We start from the raw sequence: 17,431 nt of genomic DNA on the forward strand, positions 1-17,431 counted from the left end.
CAGGACGGGCCACAATGGCGGCTATGACAGCGAACGCGCACCGACCCGAGGCGGATGTGATCCGGCTGGTCGGACTAGGTGGAGTGGGCCGGCACGGGGTGCTGCCGGAGGAACGCCGGGACGGCCAGACCTTCCTGGTGGACCTGGACATCCACCTTGATACCTCCGCCGCTGCGGCCGGTGACGATCTCGGTGCGACTGTGGACTACGCCGCGGTGGCAACCGAGGTGATCGCTCTCATCGAGGGTGAGCCGGTGAACCTGCTCGAGACCCTGGCCGCCCGGATCGCCGATGCGGTGCTGGCGCACGAGCGGGTGCTGGCGGTGGACGTCACCGTGCACAAGCCCGAAGCGCCCCTGGGTCTGTTGTTCTCCGATGTGCAGGTGCGGATCAGCCGCGCGGCGGTGCGAGCCGGCGGTTCGGCACCGATCCCTGCCGAATCCGCGGCGGCGAGCGGGGCCGCGGCGGTGCCGGGTCCGGTGCTCGAGGCGTCTCCGTTCACGCCCAACGAGGGAGTGCCGGCTCCCTCCCCGGCCGAGGCGGAGGAGGACGGCAGCGACGCACTGGACCGCGAGCCCGACGATGAGGTCGCGGTGGTCCTGGGCCTGGGCGGCAACGTCGGCGATGTACGGTCGACGCTGCGGGCGGTGGTCGACGATCTGCGCGGCGCCCCCGGCCTGACCGTGCAGGTGGTCTCTCCACTGGCGCGCACTGCCGCGGTGACCGCCGCCGATGCGGTCGCCCAGCCGGACTACCTCAACGCCGTCGTGCTGGCCACGACCACCCTGTCACCGAACCGGCTGCTGGAGTTGGCTCAGTCGCTGGAGGACAGTTACGGGCGCGTGCGCACCCACCGCTGGGGTCAGCGCACCGTGGATATCGACATCATCGACTATCGGGGTGTCTCCTCCACCGCCGAGCACCTGCAGTTGCCGCACCCGCGTGCGAACGAGCGGGCTTTCGTGCTGGTGCCCTGGGCGCAGGCCGACGCCGATGCGTTCCTGCCCGGGCTCGGTGGCGGACCGGTGGCGATGCTGGCCGAAACCGCTCCGGACCGCGGTGGGGTGCGATGGCTCGCGCTGGACTGGCTCGAACGCACCGGGAGCGGCACCGATTCGGCCAGTTTCGTGATCTCGGAGAGTGCCGCCCCCGCACCGGTAGGCCGCGAGCTGGTTGGCTCGGAGCAGGGTGGCTCCGCGCAGGGCGGCCCCGCGCAGGGTGAGGAGGCACCGCCGAGTGTGCCTCCACAACAGGACGACGACGCGCCGGCGCCGCAGGAGTCCGAACCCGGGCAGCAGGCCGAGCAGGCAGCGCCCTCGGTGGTGCCCCCGGAGGCGCCCGGGGTGTGGCAGGCTCCCGCTGCCGCCGAGTCCGGTGCGATGCCAGTGGCTCCCGATGGCTCCGAGGTCTCCGTGGCCGGGCAAGCCGGCGTAGAGGCGCCCGACGATGCCCACGCCGGCGACCCGGTGCCGACGGCTGATCCGGCCTCGGCTGATCCCGCGCACCAGACCGATGCCGGCCAGCCAGTTGGTGCCGCGCTGGTCGCTGAGTCCGGCGGCGACCGGCCCGGGGGTGAAGCTCCGGCGGCACGTGAGTCCGGTACCGAGGGGGAGCCCGCAGGAGTTCCGGACCCCGAGCCCCAGGTGGGGGCACCGGCTCTGGGCGAGCAGTCGTCGTCGCCCAATGTCGGCCAGGAGGAGGTCGAGGCGGCTGGACCCGAGCCGGAGCCCGAGGCGGCTGGACCCGAGCCGGAGCCCGAGCCGGCTGAGCCCGAGCCCGAGCCGGCTGAGCCCGAGCCCGCGGAGGCCGAGACGCAGCCTGCTGAGCCAGATCCCGCCGAGCCCGCACCGGCGGCTTCGGACACACCTGCACCGTGGCCCCCGCGCGGCACCGAGACGCCCTCCCCCGAGCAGACCCCCAAGCCGTTCGCGCCGCGCTGGCAGCCCGTCCAGCGCCGTGACGAGGAGTCCTGACCACGTCGATGCAGCGCCTTCGATGGCAGACCCTGGTCACCGTCTTCGTGGTGGCGGCGGCCCTGAGCATGATGGTTCTGCGGTGGTGGACCTCGCGCGGGAACAATCCCGTCCCGGTCGTGCTGCTGCAGGTGCTCCTGGTGCTGGTGCTGGCGGCCGTGGTGCTCCTGCTCGGCCTGCGGATCCGCCGGCACGTCCGTGCGGGCGAGCCGCTGGACCCGACCGACGCGGTCCGTACATTGGTGCTGGGCCAGGCCGCGGCGATCACCGGAGCCGCCCACCTGGGCTACTTCACCGCCCAACTGGTTCTGGCGCTACCGCGGCTGCAGGCCCCGGAGCCGCGCGCGCAGGCCTTGCTGGCGGGAAGTGCGATGATTGCCTCGGGGGTCATGATCGCAGCCGGGCTGATCGCCGAGTGGTGTTGCCGAGTCCCGCCCGACGATGACCCCGACGAGCCGGAACCACCGGGACCGGTGGAGCCACATTTGTCCTGAGGCGATGATCCGACACAATGGCCACCATGAGCATTGAGTCGACCCCGGCGTTCGACGTCGCCGGCGTGGAGTGGCACCGAGTCTCACCCCGCCTGATCCCGGTGCGCATGATCAGCGCCGCGGTGTTCCTGGGCCTGCCGAGCGTGGGTTCGGTCTGGCCCGCCTGGTACGTCGGCGGCTGGATGTGGCTGGTCCCGGCGCTCCTGGCTCTACTCACCGTGTGGGTGCTCTGGCTCATTCCCCGCCAGGTCAAGGCGATCGGGTACGCCGAGCAGGAGGAGGACCTGCTGATCCGCAAGGGCGTGATGTTCAAGACCCTGACGATGGTGCCCTACGGCCGGATGCAGTACGTGGACGTGAGCGCCGGCCCGATCGCACGGCGGATGAAGATCGCCCAGGTCCAGTTGCACACCGCGTCCGCGGGCACCGACGCCTCGATCCCCGGGCTGCCGCAGGATGAGGCCGGTCGATTGCGTGACCAGCTCAGCGCTCGCGGTGAGGCGAGGTTGGCCGGCCTGTGAGCACCTCGCCTCCCCCTCCGGGCGGGCACAACCCGTTCGCGCCGCCGCCGCGCCGGCGACGCAGGTCCGAGGACGATCAGCCTGCCGGCCCGGTGGCGGACAGACCGTCCGGGTCCCGGGTGCCGCAGGCTCAGCCGCCGCAGGGTCCCTCTGACGCTGCGCCGCAGGTGCCTCCTGGTGCGCCGCCGCAGGGACCGTACGGTGCGCCGCCCCACGGCCCCCAGGGTGCACCCCCGCAGGCAGCGCCCTATGGTCCACCTCCGCAGGCGCCCCCGGGTGCGCCCCCCTGGCAGTCCGGTCCGCAGTCACCGCCCCCCGCTCCACCGGCAGTACCGCCGGCGCCTGGCCGGTACGGCCCTCCACCGGGCCTGGCCGGACCGCAGGCTTCCTTCCCCGGCGAACCCGCTCAGCCCGGGCCTGCCGATCCGGGACCGGCGGCAACGCAACAGCGTGCCGGGCAGAGACCCGCTACCGGATCGCGCCTACCCGGGCAGCCCGTCGCCCCGCCCCCCGACGCCGGCCGGGCCCAGGCCGACGGCACCGATGCCGAATGGCGCCGGTTGCACCGCATCACCCCACTGTTGAACGCGTGGAAGGTCGGTGTGGTGATCTTCGCGATCGCCGTGTACAACTCCCAGGAGTTCATGGCCGACCTTCGTGAACGCTTCGCGGCGGCGGCGATCCTCGGCGCCCTGGTGGCGCTGCTGGTAGTCGGTTTCGTGCTTGGCTTGGGTCTCGGATACCTGGCCTGGCGCCGCACCCAGTACGGGGTGAGTAGGGAGAGTCTCTTCCTGCACAAGGGCGTACTCTTCCGTCAGCAGCGGCACGTGCGCCTGGACCGGGTCCAGGCCGTGGAGGTCACCCAGCCGCTGCTGGCCCGCCTCTTCGGGTTCGCCTCGGTCAAGGTCGAATCAGCCGGTGGTGCCGGATCCAACCTGATGATCGCGTTCCTGAGCGAACCCGATGCGCAGAATCTGCGCAACGAACTCCTGGCCCGCTCCGCCGGCGTGAAACTGGGCAACTCCGGCAGTGCCGTTGCCACCGGTTCCGCGGGCGCGCATGGATCACCGGTCGCTCCTGCGGCGCCGGAGCGGGAGATCGCCGAGATCACCCCGGGGCGCCTGATCGGCTCGTTGGCGCTGAGTTTCTCGATCGCGCTGATCGTGCTCGCGATCCTGGGCTTGGTGGTCGCCGCCATCGCCGTGGGCAACGCCAGCATCGTGTTCGGTGCACTGGCCCCGATGCTGGGTGCGGCGACCTACTTCTGGGGCCGCTTCGCCGGGGAGTTCAACTTCCGGGCAGCGGTGTCACCGGACGGGATCCGGCTGCGGCACGGGCTGCTGGAGACCAAGTCCCGCACGGTGCCACCGGGCCGGGTGCAGGCGGTGCGGATCTCCCAGCCCCCGCTGTGGCGGATCAAGGACTGGTGGCGGATGCAGGTCAACATCGCCGGCTACGGCGCCGAGGAAGTGACCGGCACCGTGCTGTACCCGGCGGCCACCCGTGCCGAGGTTGCCTACATGCTCTCGCTGGTGCTGCCCGACCTGGGCGATGAGCGTCCCCTGCCCGTTCTGCACGCCGGGATGGACGGGATCGGTGATGTCGAGGGGTTTACCACCAGTCCGCGGCGTGCCCGGTGGGTGGATCCGCTGACCTGGCGCCGGACCGGCTTCCGCGTCACCGGGACCGCGATCCTGATGCGGACCGGCCGTTGGTGGCGCAACCTCAGCGTGGTGCCGCATGAGCGCACGCAGTCCATGGGCCTGACCCAGGGGCCGATCGAGCGGAAGATGGGCCTGGCCACCTTCGTGGTGCACTCCACCCCGGGGCCGGTCACCCCCCAGGTCCACCATCTGGACCTGCAGGTAGCCCGGGAACTTCTGGTCAACCAGGCCGAGCGGACCCGCCGCGCGCGCCGCGAGGCCGGCCCCGAGCGGTGGATGAGTACGCCGGGAACTGCACAGGCACAGGCACAGGCTCCGGCGGAGGTGAACCGGGGGGCGTACGCCGGCGTGCTGCCCAGCAGGCCCCGCCCACCCTCGCTGCCGCACGATGAGCCGGCCGGAGGGCCGCCCCCGCCCTCGCCCCCGCCGCCGGCGCCGGCCCAGCCGTGGACGGCAGCCCAGCCGTGGGCGGCAGCCCCGCCACCCTCGGCACCGCCGGGGCCACCGGGGCCGATCCCCCCGGCAATGGGACACCCACCCTCGCAGCAGACTCCACCGGGGCTGGCTCCCACCCGACCCGACGCACGTGGGGACCACCCGGCGTGAACGAGCGGCCGGGCCGGCTCGGCGTCGGAGTCGTCGGTGCCGGCCGAGTGGGGGCGGTCCTGGGTAGCGCGCTCCGGGCGGCCGGGCACGCCGTGGTGGGGCTGAGTGCCTCCTCCACCGCCAGCCGCGACCGGGCCGAGGCGATGCTGCCGGGCGTGCCCGTGCTGGGCGTGGAGGAGGTGGTCGAGCGCAGCGAACTGGTGCTGTTGACGGTGCCCGATGACGTGCTCGCCGACCTGGTCTCCGGCCTGGCCACCCTGGAGCGGTTCGTGCCCGGTCAGTTGGTCGTGCACACCGCCGGGCGCTACGGCACAGACGTGCTGGCCCCGGCGATGCAGCGCGGCGCGATCCCGCTGGCAATCCACCCGGCGATGACCTTCACCGGCACCTCCATGGATCTGAGCCGCCTGGTGGGCGCCCCGTTCGCGGTGACCGCCCCCGGGCCGGTACTGCCGATCGCGCAGGCTCTGGTGGTGGAGATGGGCGGCGAGCCGGTGGCGCTGCCCGAGACCTCCCGTGCCCTGTACCACGCGGCGCTGGCGCACGGCGCGAACCATCTGGTCACCCTGACCGCGCAAGCCATCCGGGTGCTCGGAGCCGCCGGGATCGAGGACGGCGGAGCGATGCTGCGTCCCCTGCTCTCCGCGGCCCTGGATGGCGCGTTGCGGGCCGGGGATGGCGCCCTGACCGGGCCGGTGGCGCGTGGTGATGGCGGCACCGTCGCTGAGCACCTGGAGACCCTGGCCCGCCTGGATGCCGAGGGCACCTCGGCCGACGTGCTGCCCACCTACCGCACCCTGGCCCGCGCGACCACCCAACGCGCTCTAGCGACCGGCCGGATCCGCACCGACCAGGCCCAGGCCCTCATGGACGTCCTGGCCGGCGCCGGCCCGAATGCGGCAGGCCCGGGTGAGCCCGCTCCGGGGCCGACGACGACGGCCCGGGCGGGTGCGTCGTCGTCCGGTCCGCTGCTGGTGCACTCGGTGACGGACCTGCGCACGCACCTGGACGCCCTGGGACCGGACGTGCGCCGGGCGGCGGTGTTCACCATGGGTGCCCTGCACGCCGGACACCTGTCCCTGATCCGCACCGCACGTGATCTGGCCGATCACGTCACCGTCACCATCTTCATCAACCCGCTGCAGTTCGACCGTGCCGAGGATCTGGCGACGTACCCGAGCACCCTGGATGCGGACCTGGAGCGACTGCGCGAGCTGGGCGGGGTGGACCTGGTGTTCGCTCCGGCCGTGGAGGAGATGTATCCCGGCGGCGTGCCGCAGGTGCGGGTGCAGGCCGGAGAGATGGGCGAGCGGCTCGAAGGCGCCTCCCGACCCGGGCACTTCGACGGCATGCTCACCGTGGTGCACAAACTGATGTCGCTGACCCGCGCCGACGTCACGGTGTTCGGGCGCAAGGACGCCCAGCAACTGGCCCTGGTGCGCCAGATGGTCCGTGACCTTGACCTGGATGTGCAGGTGGTGGCCGGCGACACCGTGCGCGAGAACGACGGGCTGGCGTTGTCCAGCCGCAACGTCAACCTCAGCCCGGCCGAGCGGGCCGAGGCGCTCCGCCTGTCCGGCGCCCTGCGGGCCGCGCAGCGTGCCGCCGAGCAGGGCGCTCCGGCCGGCGAGGTTCTCGGCGCCGCTGAGCAGGTGCTGGCGGAGGCGGCCCCGGACGTGGTCGACCTGGACTACCTGGAACTGGTGGACCCGGTCACGATGCGACCGCACCGGACGGGAACCGGGGCCGCACTGCTGGTGGTCGCGGCCAGGGTGGGCCGTACCCGGTTGATCGACAACACCGAGATCGCCCTGCGGCCGCGGTCCTGAACCGCACGGCTCGGGCCGGACCGCCCACGGGCCCATCCGAGGCTGATCGGACCGGGGCGCCAGGTCAGTTCGCCGTCTCGAGGATCGCGCCCAGGATCATCGAGTCGGCGAAGGGCAGATGAGTCCCGGCCCTGGTGAACTCCAGGACCACCACCTCATTGGTGCCTTCGCGCCACAACGGTGCCGGGGCGTACAGGGACTGCTGCGGCCCGGCCGCGCTCCAGTACCGACCCAGGTTGAACCCGTTGAGGAACACGTAGCCATGGCCCCAGCCGGACATGTCCAGATGGGCGTCGCAGCCCGGGGTGTCCACCTCGACCGGCACGCGGTGGAACGCCGGCTGCGCTTCTGTCGCGGGGGTTGAGGCGGTGGCGGATGAACCGACGGCGGACGCATGGGTCCAGTCCAGGTCGGGCAGTTCGGTCAGGTCCAGGGCACTGTGGTCCCAGCCGAACAAGTGCTGGAAGTCCACCAGGACCGGGCCCAGTCCCTTGGCGTCGGGTAGGAAGCGCCCGAAGTTCACCCGGCCCAGGGAGTGCACGAGCACCTCCAGGCTCCGTTGCCGGGGCGCGGTGTAGGCGGCCGGCTCGGATTCCACCTCGGACCCGGTACCGCTCTGGGAACCGGCTCCGGCCACAGCTCCGGTTCCGGTCGCAGAGCCGGCCCCGCACTCGATCCCGGGCGAGTCGCCCGCCGCCGGGGCGGCAGCCAGGGCGAAGGGTGCCCTCTGGTAGGCCGGGTCGGGGGCGGCCAGGCCCGCCCGGCGCAGCCGGGCCACGTGCTCGCCGTCGATCGACACCGCGGCCAGGTCCGCGAGTTCGGGCACGTGCAGGTACTCGGCCGAGTTCGGCCATGCCACGGTGGTGCGGTACCGGACCACCCCGTGGTGCAGTCCCAACTCCTCCATCGATGCCGCCTTGGCGCGGTGCGTCAGGGGTTGGGCATCCAATACCCGCTCCAGCGGAAGACGCTGGGAGACGGCCGCCGGTGGGGGCACCATGACCGGAATCGTCGGTGGCGCCGGTGGCGGTGCGATACCGGTGTGCGCGGTGATGACGTCCCGGAAGGCGGCGAACTTCTCGGTGAGGGAGCCGTCCTCAGCGATCGGGGCGTCGTAGTCGTAGCTGGTGATCGTGGGGGAGTAGTCCGGCCCGCTCTCATCGGGGTAGGAGTTCGCTCCGGCCCACACCCCGAAGGAGGTGCCGCCGTGGGCCATGTAGAAGTTCACCGAGGCCCCGGCGGTGAGCATCGCGCGCAACTCGGCCGCAGCGTGAGCGGCGTCGCGCACGTGGTGGGGCGCGCCCCAATGGTCGAACCAGCCGTTCCAGAACTCCATGCACATGTTCGCGCTACCGGGCCGGAACTGCTGTAGGGCGGCGAAGGCCTGTGCCTGCCGCGACCCGAAGTTGACCGTCGGCCAACAGTCCGCCAGCGTGCCGCCGGCCAGGTGCAGGGCGCTGGGGCCATCGGAGGTGAACAGCAGCACGTCGATGCCGCGACGGGCGAGACCGTCGCGTAGGTGCTGCAGGTAGGTCCCATCGTTGCCGTAACTGCCGTACTCGTTCTCCACCTGCACCCCGGCCACCCGGCCGCCACGGGAGACCTGCCGGGTGGCCACCACCGGGATCAGCGCGTCGAACCAGGCATCCACCGCGGCCAGGAACCCCGGGTGCGCAGTGCGCAGATTGGCCCGGGTGGCCGCGTCGGTGAGCAACCAGGACGGCAGCCCGCCCATGTCCCACTCGGCGCAGATGTAGGGCCCGGGGCGTACCAGGATGTCGAGATCGGCGTCCGCGGCGAGATCCAGGAAGCGGCCCAGGTCCCGGTTGCCGGAGAAGTCCGCCTCAGCACCGGCACGGGGCTGGTGGAAGTTCCACGGCACGTAGGTCTCCACCGTGTTGCAGCCCATCGCCGCGATCCGGGCCAATCGATCCGCCCACAGGGCAGCCGGCACTCGTGCGTAGTGCAGGGCGCCGGAGATGATCTGGTGCGGTGCGCCGTCCCGGGTCAGATGACCTCCGCCGTCGGCACGGATCTCGCTGAGCATGGTCCTCCCTGGACGCGACTGAGACGATGTCCGGCGAGCCTACCGGCCGGTGCCCGGCGTCCTTCCCGCCACGGCGGCCCTGCCTCTGCCGCCCGGCGGCCGGGGGTGGTCCGGCCCCGCAGCGACTAGGATCGACGGTGTGAATGAGAGCGTCAGTCCTGTCCGGGCCCGCGATTCGGCCACCCCTGAGCAGACCACCGGTGCGCCTACCGGCGAGGCCGACCTGCCCGAACAGATGCAGGTACGCCGGGCCAAGCGGGAGCAACTGCTGGCCGACGGCGTCGAGCCCTACCCGGTGACCTTGCCGGTCACCACCACCATCGCCCGGATCCGCGCCGCCTACGAGCACCTGGAGGCCGGGGAGGAGACCGACGACGAGGTGGGCGTTGCCGGTCGCGTGATGTACCTGCGCAACACCGGCCGGCTGTGCTTTGCCCAACTGCAGGACGGGCAGGGCCGGCGACTGCAGGTGATGCTCTCCGAGGGAGCGGTCGGTAAGGCGGCTCTGGAGGAGTTCAAGGCCCGGGTGGATCTGGGGGACCACCTGTTCGCCAGCGGCCGGGTGATCGCCTCCCGGCGGGGCGAACTCTCCGTTTTCGCCGACTCCTACCAGATCGCCAGCAAGGCGTTGCGCCCGCTGCCCACTCTGCACAAGGACTCCTCCGAGGAAGCCCGGGTACGCCGGCGGTACGTGGACCTGATCACCCGTCCGGCAGCCCGGGACATGGTCAGACACCGCGCCCGGGTGGTGCGCTCGCTGCGCGATGAGTTCCACCAGCGTGGCTACCTGGAGATCGAGACCCCGATGCTGCAGACCCAGCACGGTGGAGCAACCGCACGACCCTTCATGACGCATATGAATGCGTTCGATATCGATCTCTACCTGCGAATCGCCCCGGAACTGTTCCTCAAGCGTGCCGTGGTGGGTGGAATCGAAAAAGTCTTCGAGATCAATCGCAACTTCCGCAATGAGGGGGCTGATTCTTCCCACTCCCCGGAATTCTCGATGCTGGAGGCCTATGAGTCCTACGGCGACTACAACACGATGGCGGACCTTGCCCGAAGGCTGGTGCAACGGGCCGCGAGCGAAACCTTCGATAGCACGCTGGTCACCCTCGCCGACGGTACCGAGTACGAACTCGGTGGGGAATGGGACAGCATTGAGTTGTATCCATCTCTCGCTGCCGCAGCCGGAGTAGAAATCACCCCGCAAACACCGTTGGCGGAGTTATTGAGGATCGCCGGCGCTGCCGGGTTGGAACTGGACGAGGGCCACATCACTCCCGGTAAGGCTGCAGAGGAACTCTGGGAGTATTTCGTGGGCAATGACCTTTACGCACCCACGTTCGTACGGGATTTCCCAGTGGACACCTCGCCGCTGACCCGTGCGCACCGCGAGATCCCAGGTGTGGTGGAGAAGTGGGACCTGTACGTGCGCGGGGTGGAACTGGCCACCGCCTACTCGGAACTGGTCGATCCGGTGATCCAGCGGGAGCGGCTGGAAGCGCAGGCAGAACTGGCAGCGCGCGGCGATGCCGAGGCGATGCCCCTGGATGAGGACTTCCTGGAGGCGATGGAACACGGAATGCCCCCCGCAGGTGGAATGGGCATGGGAATCGACCGTCTCCTGATGGCCCTGACCGGCCGTGGTATGCGCGAAACTATTACATTTCCGTTGGTGAAGCCGCGATGACCGACTGGTGGCTCGTCTCGGCGGCGATCGTCCCCTCGATCGTATTGGCGGTGTTGTTCATCGTTGTGTTGCGTGCCATCGTCAGCAGCGACCGAAGAGAGCGCGAAGCAATCGAGCGGGGCGATGAGGCGGGTCATGACCATGTGAGTCGAATCCCCATCGATATCGAGCGTGAGGACAAGTCCTAGAAAACTGGTATCTTGTGACATCAGCACCACAGGAGTGTCACGCTTGAGCCCGGCACATTCAATTCGTATCGGTGCAGTACCAGAATAGATTGGAAAGCCCATGGCCCAGAAGGTCAAAGTCCTCCTGATCGACGATATCGATGGCACCGACGCAGCAGAAACTATCAGTTTCGGACTGGACGGCGTTCAGTACGAGATCGACCTCAATGAAACCAACGCCGCCAGGTTGCGGGATGATCTGGCCACCTGGGTCGGTCACGCCCGTCGATCGGGTGGGCGCCGCAAGACCGGTCGTTCCGGGACGTCCCGCAGCAGCGATGCCTCCAAGATCCGTGACTGGGCCCGGGAGAACGGATTCGAGGTCTCCGATCGTGGCCGCGTTCCGGCCGAGGTGAAGGAAGCGTACGAGCGGGCCCACTGAACCCCGCACCGACACCGGGCGGGTAGCACCCACCAGCCATGGCATTCACGTTAACGTGGGTGCCATGACTGTTTACCGGCAAATCTGGGTAGGCACGGACGCCAACGAGGGTCCCGACCCTGAGGGCATCTGGCGGATCCAGCGACCCGGCCCGGCAGGGGATTGGGATGGCGTCGATGTGGTGCGCACGATCGCTGCGTCCCGCGCCACCTACCTCACCCTGCACCCGTCCGCGGACCGCCTCTACGCAGTCTCGGAGCAGGACGGCGGCCGGGTCATCTCCTACGCCTTCGGGGCGGACTGCACATTGGGCCAGGTCCGGTCGGTGGCCACCGGCGGGTCGGGCCCGTGCCACGTGCGCGTCCATCCACAGGGACGCTGGTTGTACGTGGCCAACTACGGCGACGGGGTGCTCTCCGCGGTGGAGTTGACCGAGGCAGGGGACGTCTCCGATCACGTGCTCACCTTCGACCACGCCGGGACCGGGCCGAACCCGGACCGTCAGGAGGGCCCGCATGCGCACTCGACCCGGATCTCCCCGGGCGGGGGCTACCTCCTGGTAGCGGACCTGGGTACCGATGAGATCCGCGCCTACCCCCTTGAGAGCGGTCGGCCCGATCCCGATCCGGTGATCACCTCGCTCCCGGCGGGCAGCGGACCGCGACACGTCGCCGGATCGGGGAGATACCTCTACATCAGCGGCGAACTGTCCGGTGAGGTCCTGGTCCTGGACTGGGACGAGAACACCGGTCGGGGTGAGGTTGTCCAACAAGTCCGGGCCGCGACGCTACCGGGTCGCTCCGAGGACGCCTACTATCTCTCCCACATCCTGTTCTCCAGCGGCGTGGTGCTGGTGGCTTCGCGTGGTTCGGACTCGGTCTCCACCTTCACCGTGCATGAGGACGGGGCCCGGCTGGAACTCGTGGGTGAAGTGCACACCGGGGCGTGGCCCCGGCACATGGCGCTGAGCGGGCCGAACCTGCTGGTGGCCGGCGAACGCGAGGATCGGGTGCTGATCCACCCGTTCACCCCTCGGGGCGACCCCGAGGGCCGGTACCAGGGTGCGGTCGGGCCGGTGCAGCACGAGATCGAGATCCCGCGCCCGATGTTCATCCTGCCCATGTGAGGCCGGTCGGCCGCTGGCACCAGGCCGCCGATGTGACCGGTCCGGGTTGGATGCGGCAGACTGGTGCCATGACCTACACCCTGGTGCTGCTCCGTCACGGCGAGAGCGAGTGGAACGCGAAGAACCTGTTCACCGGCTGGGTGGACGTGCCGCTGTCGGAGCGGGGCGAGGCCGAAGCCGTCCGGGGTGGGGAACTGCTCGTCGAGGCCGGTGTGCTGCCCGAGGTGCTGCACACCTCGCTGCTGCGCCGGGCCATCACCACCGCGAACCTGACCCTGGACGCTGCGGACCGGCACTGGATCCCGGTGCACCGCCACTGGCGCCTGAACGAGCGCCACTACGGCGCGCTGCAGGGTAAGGACAAGAAGCAGATCCGCGAGGAGTTCGGCGAGGACCAGTTCATGACCTGGCGCCGTTCCTACGACGTGCCGCCGCCGGAGATCGAACTCGGCTCGACCTACTCCCAGGACGCAGACCCGCGCTACGCCGGCGAGCCGATCCCGACCACGGAATGCCTCAAGGACGTCCTCGAGCGCGCCCTGCCGTACTGGAACGACGCCGTGGTGCCGGACCTGAGGGCCGGCAAGGTGGTCCTGGTGGCCGCGCACGGCAACTCCCTGCGGGCGATCATCAAGCACCTGGACGGGGTGGACGACCAGACCATCGCAGGCCTGAACGTGCCCACAGGAATCCCGCTGGTCTACGAACTGGACGAGTCCCTCACGCCGGTCAAGGCCGGCGGCACCTACCTGGACCCGGATGCGGCGAAGGAAGCCATCGCGGCGGTCGCTGCCCAGGGGCGCTGAGCCACTCCGCCCTGCCCGGCGGGGTGAGGATCTGCGGCCTCATGGCCGGGCGTCTCAGAGGTTGTTCGGCTCGCCGTCGCCCAGGTCCCCGGTCACCAGGTAGGTGATCCGGTTCGCCACCGAGACCGCGTGGTCACCGAAACGCTCGTAGAAGCGGCCCAGCAGCGTCACGTCCACGGTCTGGCTGACGTTGCCGTCCCAGTCCGGCCCCAACGTGGACGTGAACGACTGCCGGTGGAGCTCATCGAGGATGTCGTCGTCCTTCTCCACCTGGGCGGCCTTGTTCAGATCGTGGCTCTGCAGGAGTTCGACCAGGTCCACCGCCACCTTCTCCGCGGCCACGGCGAACTCGTCGAACAACGGTCGGATCGACTCCGGTAGCACCTTCTCGGGGTAACGCAGCCGGGCCACCTGGGCCACGTGCCTGGCCAGGTCACCCATGCGCTCGATCGAGGCACTGATCCGGAGACCGGAAACCACCACGCGCAGGTCGGTGGCCACCGGTTGCTGGCGAGCCAGCAGGATGACGCAGCGTTCGTCCAGTGCGCGCTCCAGTTCATCCAGCGCGAGGTCGGCCTCGATGACCTGCTCGGCGAGTTGAAGATCTGCGGTGGCCAGCGCCTGGCTCGCATCCCGGATCGCCGTGGCCACGAGGGTGGCCATGTGGAGCAGGTCCTCGCCGATCTGGCTCAGTTCCTGATCGAAGATCGCACGCACGGGGACAACTCCTCGGTTCACGGGTGAACACCGCTCGTGTCCACTGCACCTGCCTACCTTCTCACGCCGGAGGTGAACGCGACGTGTGCGGGTGATGAACTCCTGACCGTGCGGGCCATCCGGATGCGCCCGGAGCTCCCCACAGGTCATAAGGTGGCCGATGTGGACGGTGTCTGGCTCCTTCTGGCCGCCCTGGTGGGTGTGGCCCTCGGCGTTGGCGCCTTCGGACTGTGGAACTCTCGTAGTAGCTCCGGCGAGGAGCAGGGCGCCGGTGGCGCCCTGCGGAAGGTCGACGACGATGTCGCCAGCGTCCTGTCGGTGCTGCGGTCGGTCTCGGTGGTGCTCGGGCCCGACGACGAGGTCTTGCGCGCCACCCCGCCGGCCTACTCCCTGGGCCTGGTGCGCGGTGGCTCGCTGACCCAGGCCTCCCTCGACGATCTGGTGGCCCGGGCACGCCGGGACGGGCACGTCCACGACGCCCAGTTGACGCTGCCCCGATCGAAGGTGCCCGGCTCGGACACCCTGGCCGTGGACGTGCGGGTGGCCCCGTTGCCCGGGGACCGGATCCTCGTGCTCGCCGACGATCGCACCGCCGAGCGGCGGGTGGAGGAGGTCCGCCGCGACTTCGTGGCGAACGTCTCCCATGAACTCAAGACCCCGGTCGGGGCGATCGCGCTGCTGGCAGAGACCGCAGCCGACGCCGCCGACGATCCCGAGGCGGTGCGGCACTTCGCGTCCCGGATGCAGCGCGAAGCGGTGCGGCTGTCGGCGCTCGTGCAGGAGATCATCGAACTCTCCCGGCTGCAGGCCCCGGAGGAGGTGGTCGACTTCCTCCCGGTATCGATCGACGACGTGATCGAGGAGGCCATCGACCGGGCCCGGATGGAAGCCGACGCCCGGGAGATGAGCCTGACCGTGGGCGGTGAGTCCGGGCTCCAGGTTCTTGGCGACCACGGGCTGCTGGTGACCGCGGTGCGCAATCTGCTGGACAACGCGGTGCGGTACTCCCCGTACGGCTCCCCGGTGCGCGTGGGGGTGCGCACGGTGGACGGGGTGGTGGAGATCGCGGTGGTGGACCAGGGCGCGGGTATCAAGTCCGAGGACGCCCAGCGGGTCTTCGAGCGGTTCTACCGGATCGACCCGGGCCGCTCCCGCGAGACCGGCGGCACCGGTCTGGGACTGAGTATCGTGAAGCATGTCGCGGCCAATCACGGCGGCGAGGTCACCGTGTGGTCCACCAAGGGTCGCGGGTCGACCTTCACGCTTCGCATTCCGGAGGTGGACCCGGCGGTCGCCGGATCCGGCGATGAAGGAGGAGAGGAATCGTGACGCGCATCCTGGTTGTGGAGGACGAGCAGTCCTACCGTGACTCCCTGGTCTACCAACTCACCCGGGAAGGGTTCGCAGTGGAGGCGGTCGCCTCCGGCGATGAGGGGCTGAGCGCCTTCGACCGGCAGGCAGCCGACCTGGTGCTGCTGGACCTGATGCTGCCGGGCCTGTCCGGCACCGAGGTGTGCCGGGAACTTCGCACCCGCAGCACCGTGCCGGTGATCATGCTCACCGCCAAGGACTCCGAGATCGACAAGGTCGTGGGCCTGGAACTGGGGGCGGACGACTACGTCACCAAGCCCTACTCCTTCCGGGAGTTGCTGGCCCGCATCCGCGCTGTCCTGCGCCGGGGCGGGGAGGCCCAGGATGCCGAGGACCCCGGCGTCCTGAGCGTGGGCCGGGTGGTGATGGACACCGACCGGCACGTGGTCACCGTGGACGGCGCTGAGATCTCGATGCCGCTGCGGGAGTTCGAGTTACTGGAGTTGTTCCTGCGCAACCCCGACCGGGTGCTGACCCGCGGTCAACTGATCGACCGGGTCTGGGGCGCGGACTACGTCGGCGACACCAAGACCCTGGATGTGCACGTGAAGCGGATCCGGGCCAAGATCGAGCCCGATCCGGTCCGCCCCACCGTGCTGCTGACCGTGCGTGGCCTGGGGTACAAACTCGTCGACGAGACCTGAGGCCCCCGACGAGACCAGGGGCCCGGTCGACGAGGCCAGGAACTCAGGGCCCGCCCTCGTTACCCCTCGGGCAGATAGTCCTGGTAGGGATCGAGCGTCCCGTCCAGCACCGGCACCGGGACGGTGATCGAGCCTGAATTATCCGTGGAGATCTGTACCTCCAGCGTCGCCCCCGGCGCGACCGGGACCGAGGGCAGCACCACGGACTCGTGCTCGGGGTGCAGCAGCAGTGTGGCCGCCGGGTCCACCGTGACCGTGATCGCTTCGCCCATGTCCTGCACGGACAGGCTCACCTCAGCCTCCTGCTCCCACAGGTTGACCACTCCGCCCACCAGGGTGCCGGCCGAGCCCTCCGCTTCAGTGATCACCAGCAGGTTCTCCACCTTGACCTGGCTGCCCAGGTTGGCCCGGGCACCATCGCCGGCGGCGTACTGGTTCATGGTCATCGGTGGCGTGCACGCACCGAGGACGAGCGTGACCGCAAGGGCCACGGCGATGAGAGGGCGGCGGAGGCGGGCGTGGTGCTCGCTGCGGGCCACGGGCTCACTCCTTCTGGCTCGGACGGCGTGGTGGGATCGAACGTGTGCAACGGATCGGTCGCGGCCCTGTCGTGCCGCGGGTACCAGCCTACTGTGTGCGACCCAGCGGCAGTCACCGGACCCTCCGAGCGGGACACCGGTGCTCAGGCGGAGGTGCGGGCGGGTCCAGCGGGTGGGGACGGACCGGTGTGTGTGCAGTGTCCGCGGCCCGGTTCGGGGAGCCGAACCAGGGGCCAATGCCCAGGTCACGGCGTGGTAAACTTGACTTCCGCGAAAGGGGAGTGCCTGCACATGTCCTTCACAGTCGGCGAAACCGTCGTCTACCCGCACCACGGTGCGGCTCTGATCGAAGAAATCTCCAAACGAATCATCCGCGGTGAGGAGAAGCTCTATCTCCGGCTCAAGGTCGCTCAGGGTGATTTGACGATCGAGGTCCCGGCGGACAACGTCGATCTGGTCGGCGTCCGCGACGTGGTGGACGCCGAAGGCCTGGAGGAGGTGTTCGACGTCCTGCGCGCCCCGTACACCGAGGAGCCGACCAACTGGTCGCGGCGGTACAAGGCGAACGTGGAGAAGATCGCCTCCGGAGACGTGATCAAGGTGGCCGAGGTGGTCCGGGACCTGTCCCGGCGGGACGCGGACCGCGGCCTGTCGGCCGGGGAGAAGCGGATGCTCGCCCGGGCCCGTCAGATCCTGGTCTCCGAACTCGCGCTTGCCGAGAAGACCGAGGAAGAGCAGGCCGAGGCCCGCCTCGACGAGGTCCTGGCCTCCTGAACCGGCGGCCGACGCCGG

General features: G+C 70.1%; 16 protein-coding genes. 13 read left to right on the plus strand and 3 right to left on the minus strand.

The window, feature by feature from the left end; all coding sequences use genetic code 11:
- The first annotated feature begins 23 nt into the window (after nt 1-23).
- The 5 genes from folK to panC all read left to right on the plus strand — a co-directional run bounded on the left by folK (nt 24) and on the right by panC (nt 7,087).
- Nucleotides 24-1,973 carry a 2-amino-4-hydroxy-6-hydroxymethyldihydropteridine diphosphokinase gene (gene folK / locus ACO0LU_RS01470; protein ID WP_424789652.1) on the plus strand — a complete coding sequence of 650 codons (1,950 nt, stop codon included), beginning with the start codon at nt 24-26 and terminating at the stop codon, nt 1,971-1,973.
- Nucleotides 1,974-1,981: 8 nt separating this feature from the next.
- Nucleotides 1,982-2,467 carry a DUF3180 domain-containing protein gene (locus ACO0LU_RS01475; RefSeq protein WP_424789653.1) on the plus strand — a complete coding sequence of 162 codons (486 nt, stop codon included), beginning with the start codon at nt 1,982-1,984 and terminating at the stop codon, nt 2,465-2,467.
- A 26-nt stretch (nt 2,468-2,493) separates the two neighbouring features.
- Nucleotides 2,494-2,988 (plus strand): PH domain-containing protein, encoded by a 495-nt coding sequence (locus tag ACO0LU_RS01480; RefSeq protein WP_424789654.1) that lies wholly within the window; start codon nt 2,494-2,496, stop codon nt 2,986-2,988.
- Between the two features lie 581 nt (nt 2,989-3,569).
- Entirely contained in the window at nt 3,570-5,258 is a 1,689-nt protein-coding gene (locus ACO0LU_RS01485) for a PH domain-containing protein (protein WP_424789655.1), read from the plus strand.
- Nucleotides 5,255-7,087 carry a pantoate--beta-alanine ligase gene (gene panC, locus ACO0LU_RS01490; protein ID WP_424789656.1) on the plus strand — a complete coding sequence of 611 codons (1,833 nt, stop codon included), beginning with the start codon at nt 5,255-5,257 and terminating at the stop codon, nt 7,085-7,087. Before ACO0LU_RS01485 ends, panC begins: the two co-directional genes overlap by 4 nt.
- A 64-nt stretch (nt 7,088-7,151) precedes the next feature.
- Here panC and ACO0LU_RS01495 read toward each other — a convergent pair whose 3' ends face one another.
- A complete protein-coding gene (locus tag ACO0LU_RS01495) occupies nt 7,152-9,134 on the minus strand; it encodes a beta-galactosidase (RefSeq protein WP_424789657.1) in 1,983 nt (660 codons plus the stop codon).
- Between the two features lie 235 nt (nt 9,135-9,369).
- Between ACO0LU_RS01495 and lysS the strand changes: the two genes are divergently transcribed.
- The 5 genes from lysS to ACO0LU_RS01520 all read left to right on the plus strand — a co-directional run bounded on the left by lysS (nt 9,370) and on the right by ACO0LU_RS01520 (nt 13,368).
- Nucleotides 9,370-10,827 carry a lysine--tRNA ligase gene (gene lysS / locus ACO0LU_RS01500; protein ID WP_424790179.1) on the plus strand — a complete coding sequence of 486 codons (1,458 nt, stop codon included), beginning with the start codon at nt 9,370-9,372 and terminating at the stop codon, nt 10,825-10,827.
- The gene (locus ACO0LU_RS01505; protein WP_424786700.1) at nt 10,824-11,015 is read left to right on the plus strand and encodes a hypothetical protein; all 192 of its coding nucleotides are present in this window, start codon (nt 10,824-10,826) and stop codon (nt 11,013-11,015) included. Before lysS ends, ACO0LU_RS01505 begins: the two co-directional genes overlap by 4 nt.
- 100 nt (nt 11,016-11,115) lie before the next feature.
- Entirely contained in the window at nt 11,116-11,436 is a 321-nt protein-coding gene (locus tag ACO0LU_RS01510) for a histone-like nucleoid-structuring protein Lsr2 (protein WP_424789658.1), read from the plus strand.
- Nucleotides 11,437-11,500: 64 nt separating this feature from the next.
- Nucleotides 11,501-12,562: a lactonase family protein gene (locus ACO0LU_RS01515; protein ID WP_424789659.1), complete on the plus strand. Its 1,062-nt coding sequence runs from the start codon at nt 11,501-11,503 to the stop codon at nt 12,560-12,562.
- Between the two features lie 68 nt (nt 12,563-12,630).
- Nucleotides 12,631-13,368 carry a phosphoglyceromutase gene (locus ACO0LU_RS01520; RefSeq protein WP_424789660.1) on the plus strand — a complete coding sequence of 246 codons (738 nt, stop codon included), beginning with the start codon at nt 12,631-12,633 and terminating at the stop codon, nt 13,366-13,368.
- A gap of 54 nt (nt 13,369-13,422) precedes the next feature.
- Here ACO0LU_RS01520 and phoU read toward each other — a convergent pair whose 3' ends face one another.
- The gene (gene phoU, locus ACO0LU_RS01525) at nt 13,423-14,085 is read right to left on the minus strand and encodes a phosphate signaling complex protein PhoU (RefSeq protein ID WP_424789661.1); all 663 of its coding nucleotides are present in this window, start codon (nt 14,083-14,085) and stop codon (nt 13,423-13,425) included.
- Nucleotides 14,086-14,121: 36 nt separating this feature from the next.
- Here phoU and ACO0LU_RS01530 point away from each other — a divergent pair, with 36 nt between their 5' ends.
- A complete protein-coding gene (locus tag ACO0LU_RS01530) occupies nt 14,122-15,414 on the plus strand; it encodes a sensor histidine kinase (protein WP_424789662.1) in 1,293 nt (430 codons plus the stop codon).
- Entirely contained in the window at nt 15,411-16,100 is a 690-nt protein-coding gene (locus ACO0LU_RS01535) for a response regulator (RefSeq protein ID WP_424789663.1), read from the plus strand. The genes ACO0LU_RS01530 and ACO0LU_RS01535 overlap by 4 nt, the downstream gene beginning before the upstream one ends.
- A 59-nt stretch (nt 16,101-16,159) precedes the next feature.
- Here ACO0LU_RS01535 and ACO0LU_RS01540 read toward each other — a convergent pair whose 3' ends face one another.
- Entirely contained in the window at nt 16,160-16,639 is a 480-nt protein-coding gene (locus ACO0LU_RS01540) for a hypothetical protein (RefSeq protein ID WP_424789664.1), read from the minus strand.
- Between the two features lie 291 nt (nt 16,640-16,930).
- On the opposite strand from ACO0LU_RS01540, the gene ACO0LU_RS01545 reads away from it, so the two are divergent.
- Nucleotides 16,931-17,413: a CarD family transcriptional regulator gene (locus tag ACO0LU_RS01545; RefSeq protein WP_424786692.1), complete on the plus strand. Its 483-nt coding sequence runs from the start codon at nt 16,931-16,933 to the stop codon at nt 17,411-17,413.
- Nucleotides 17,414-17,431: the final 18 nt, after the last annotated feature.

The organism is Pseudactinotalea sp. Z1748 (assembly GCF_049725185.1).
Classification (GTDB): Bacteria; Actinomycetota; Actinomycetes; order Actinomycetales; family Beutenbergiaceae; genus CALKWS01.

Bases quoted from the DNA above. Each gene is read 5' to 3' on its own strand.
- ACO0LU_RS01480 (WP_424789654.1), top strand. From the start codon at position 2,494: ATGAGCATTGAGTCGACCCCGGCGTTCGACGTCGCCGGCGTGGAGTGG.
- ACO0LU_RS01545 (WP_424786692.1), top strand. From the start codon at position 16,931: ATGTCCTTCACAGTCGGCGAAACCGTCGTCTACCCGCACCACGGTGCG.
- folK (WP_424789652.1), top strand. From the start codon at position 24: ATGACAGCGAACGCGCACCGACCCGAGGCGGATGTGATCCGGCTGGTC.
- ACO0LU_RS01475 (WP_424789653.1), top strand. From the start codon at position 1,982: ATGCAGCGCCTTCGATGGCAGACCCTGGTCACCGTCTTCGTGGTGGCG.
- ACO0LU_RS01510 (WP_424789658.1), top strand. From the start codon at position 11,116: ATGGCCCAGAAGGTCAAAGTCCTCCTGATCGACGATATCGATGGCACC.
- ACO0LU_RS01520 (WP_424789660.1), top strand. From the start codon at position 12,631: ATGACCTACACCCTGGTGCTGCTCCGTCACGGCGAGAGCGAGTGGAAC.
- lysS (WP_424790179.1), top strand. From the start codon at position 9,370: ATGCAGGTACGCCGGGCCAAGCGGGAGCAACTGCTGGCCGACGGCGTC.
- ACO0LU_RS01505 (WP_424786700.1), top strand. From the start codon at position 10,824: ATGACCGACTGGTGGCTCGTCTCGGCGGCGATCGTCCCCTCGATCGTA.
- ACO0LU_RS01515 (WP_424789659.1), top strand. From the start codon at position 11,501: ATGACTGTTTACCGGCAAATCTGGGTAGGCACGGACGCCAACGAGGGT.
- ACO0LU_RS01495 (WP_424789657.1), bottom strand. From the start codon at position 9,134: ATGCTCAGCGAGATCCGTGCCGACGGCGGAGGTCATCTGACCCGGGAC.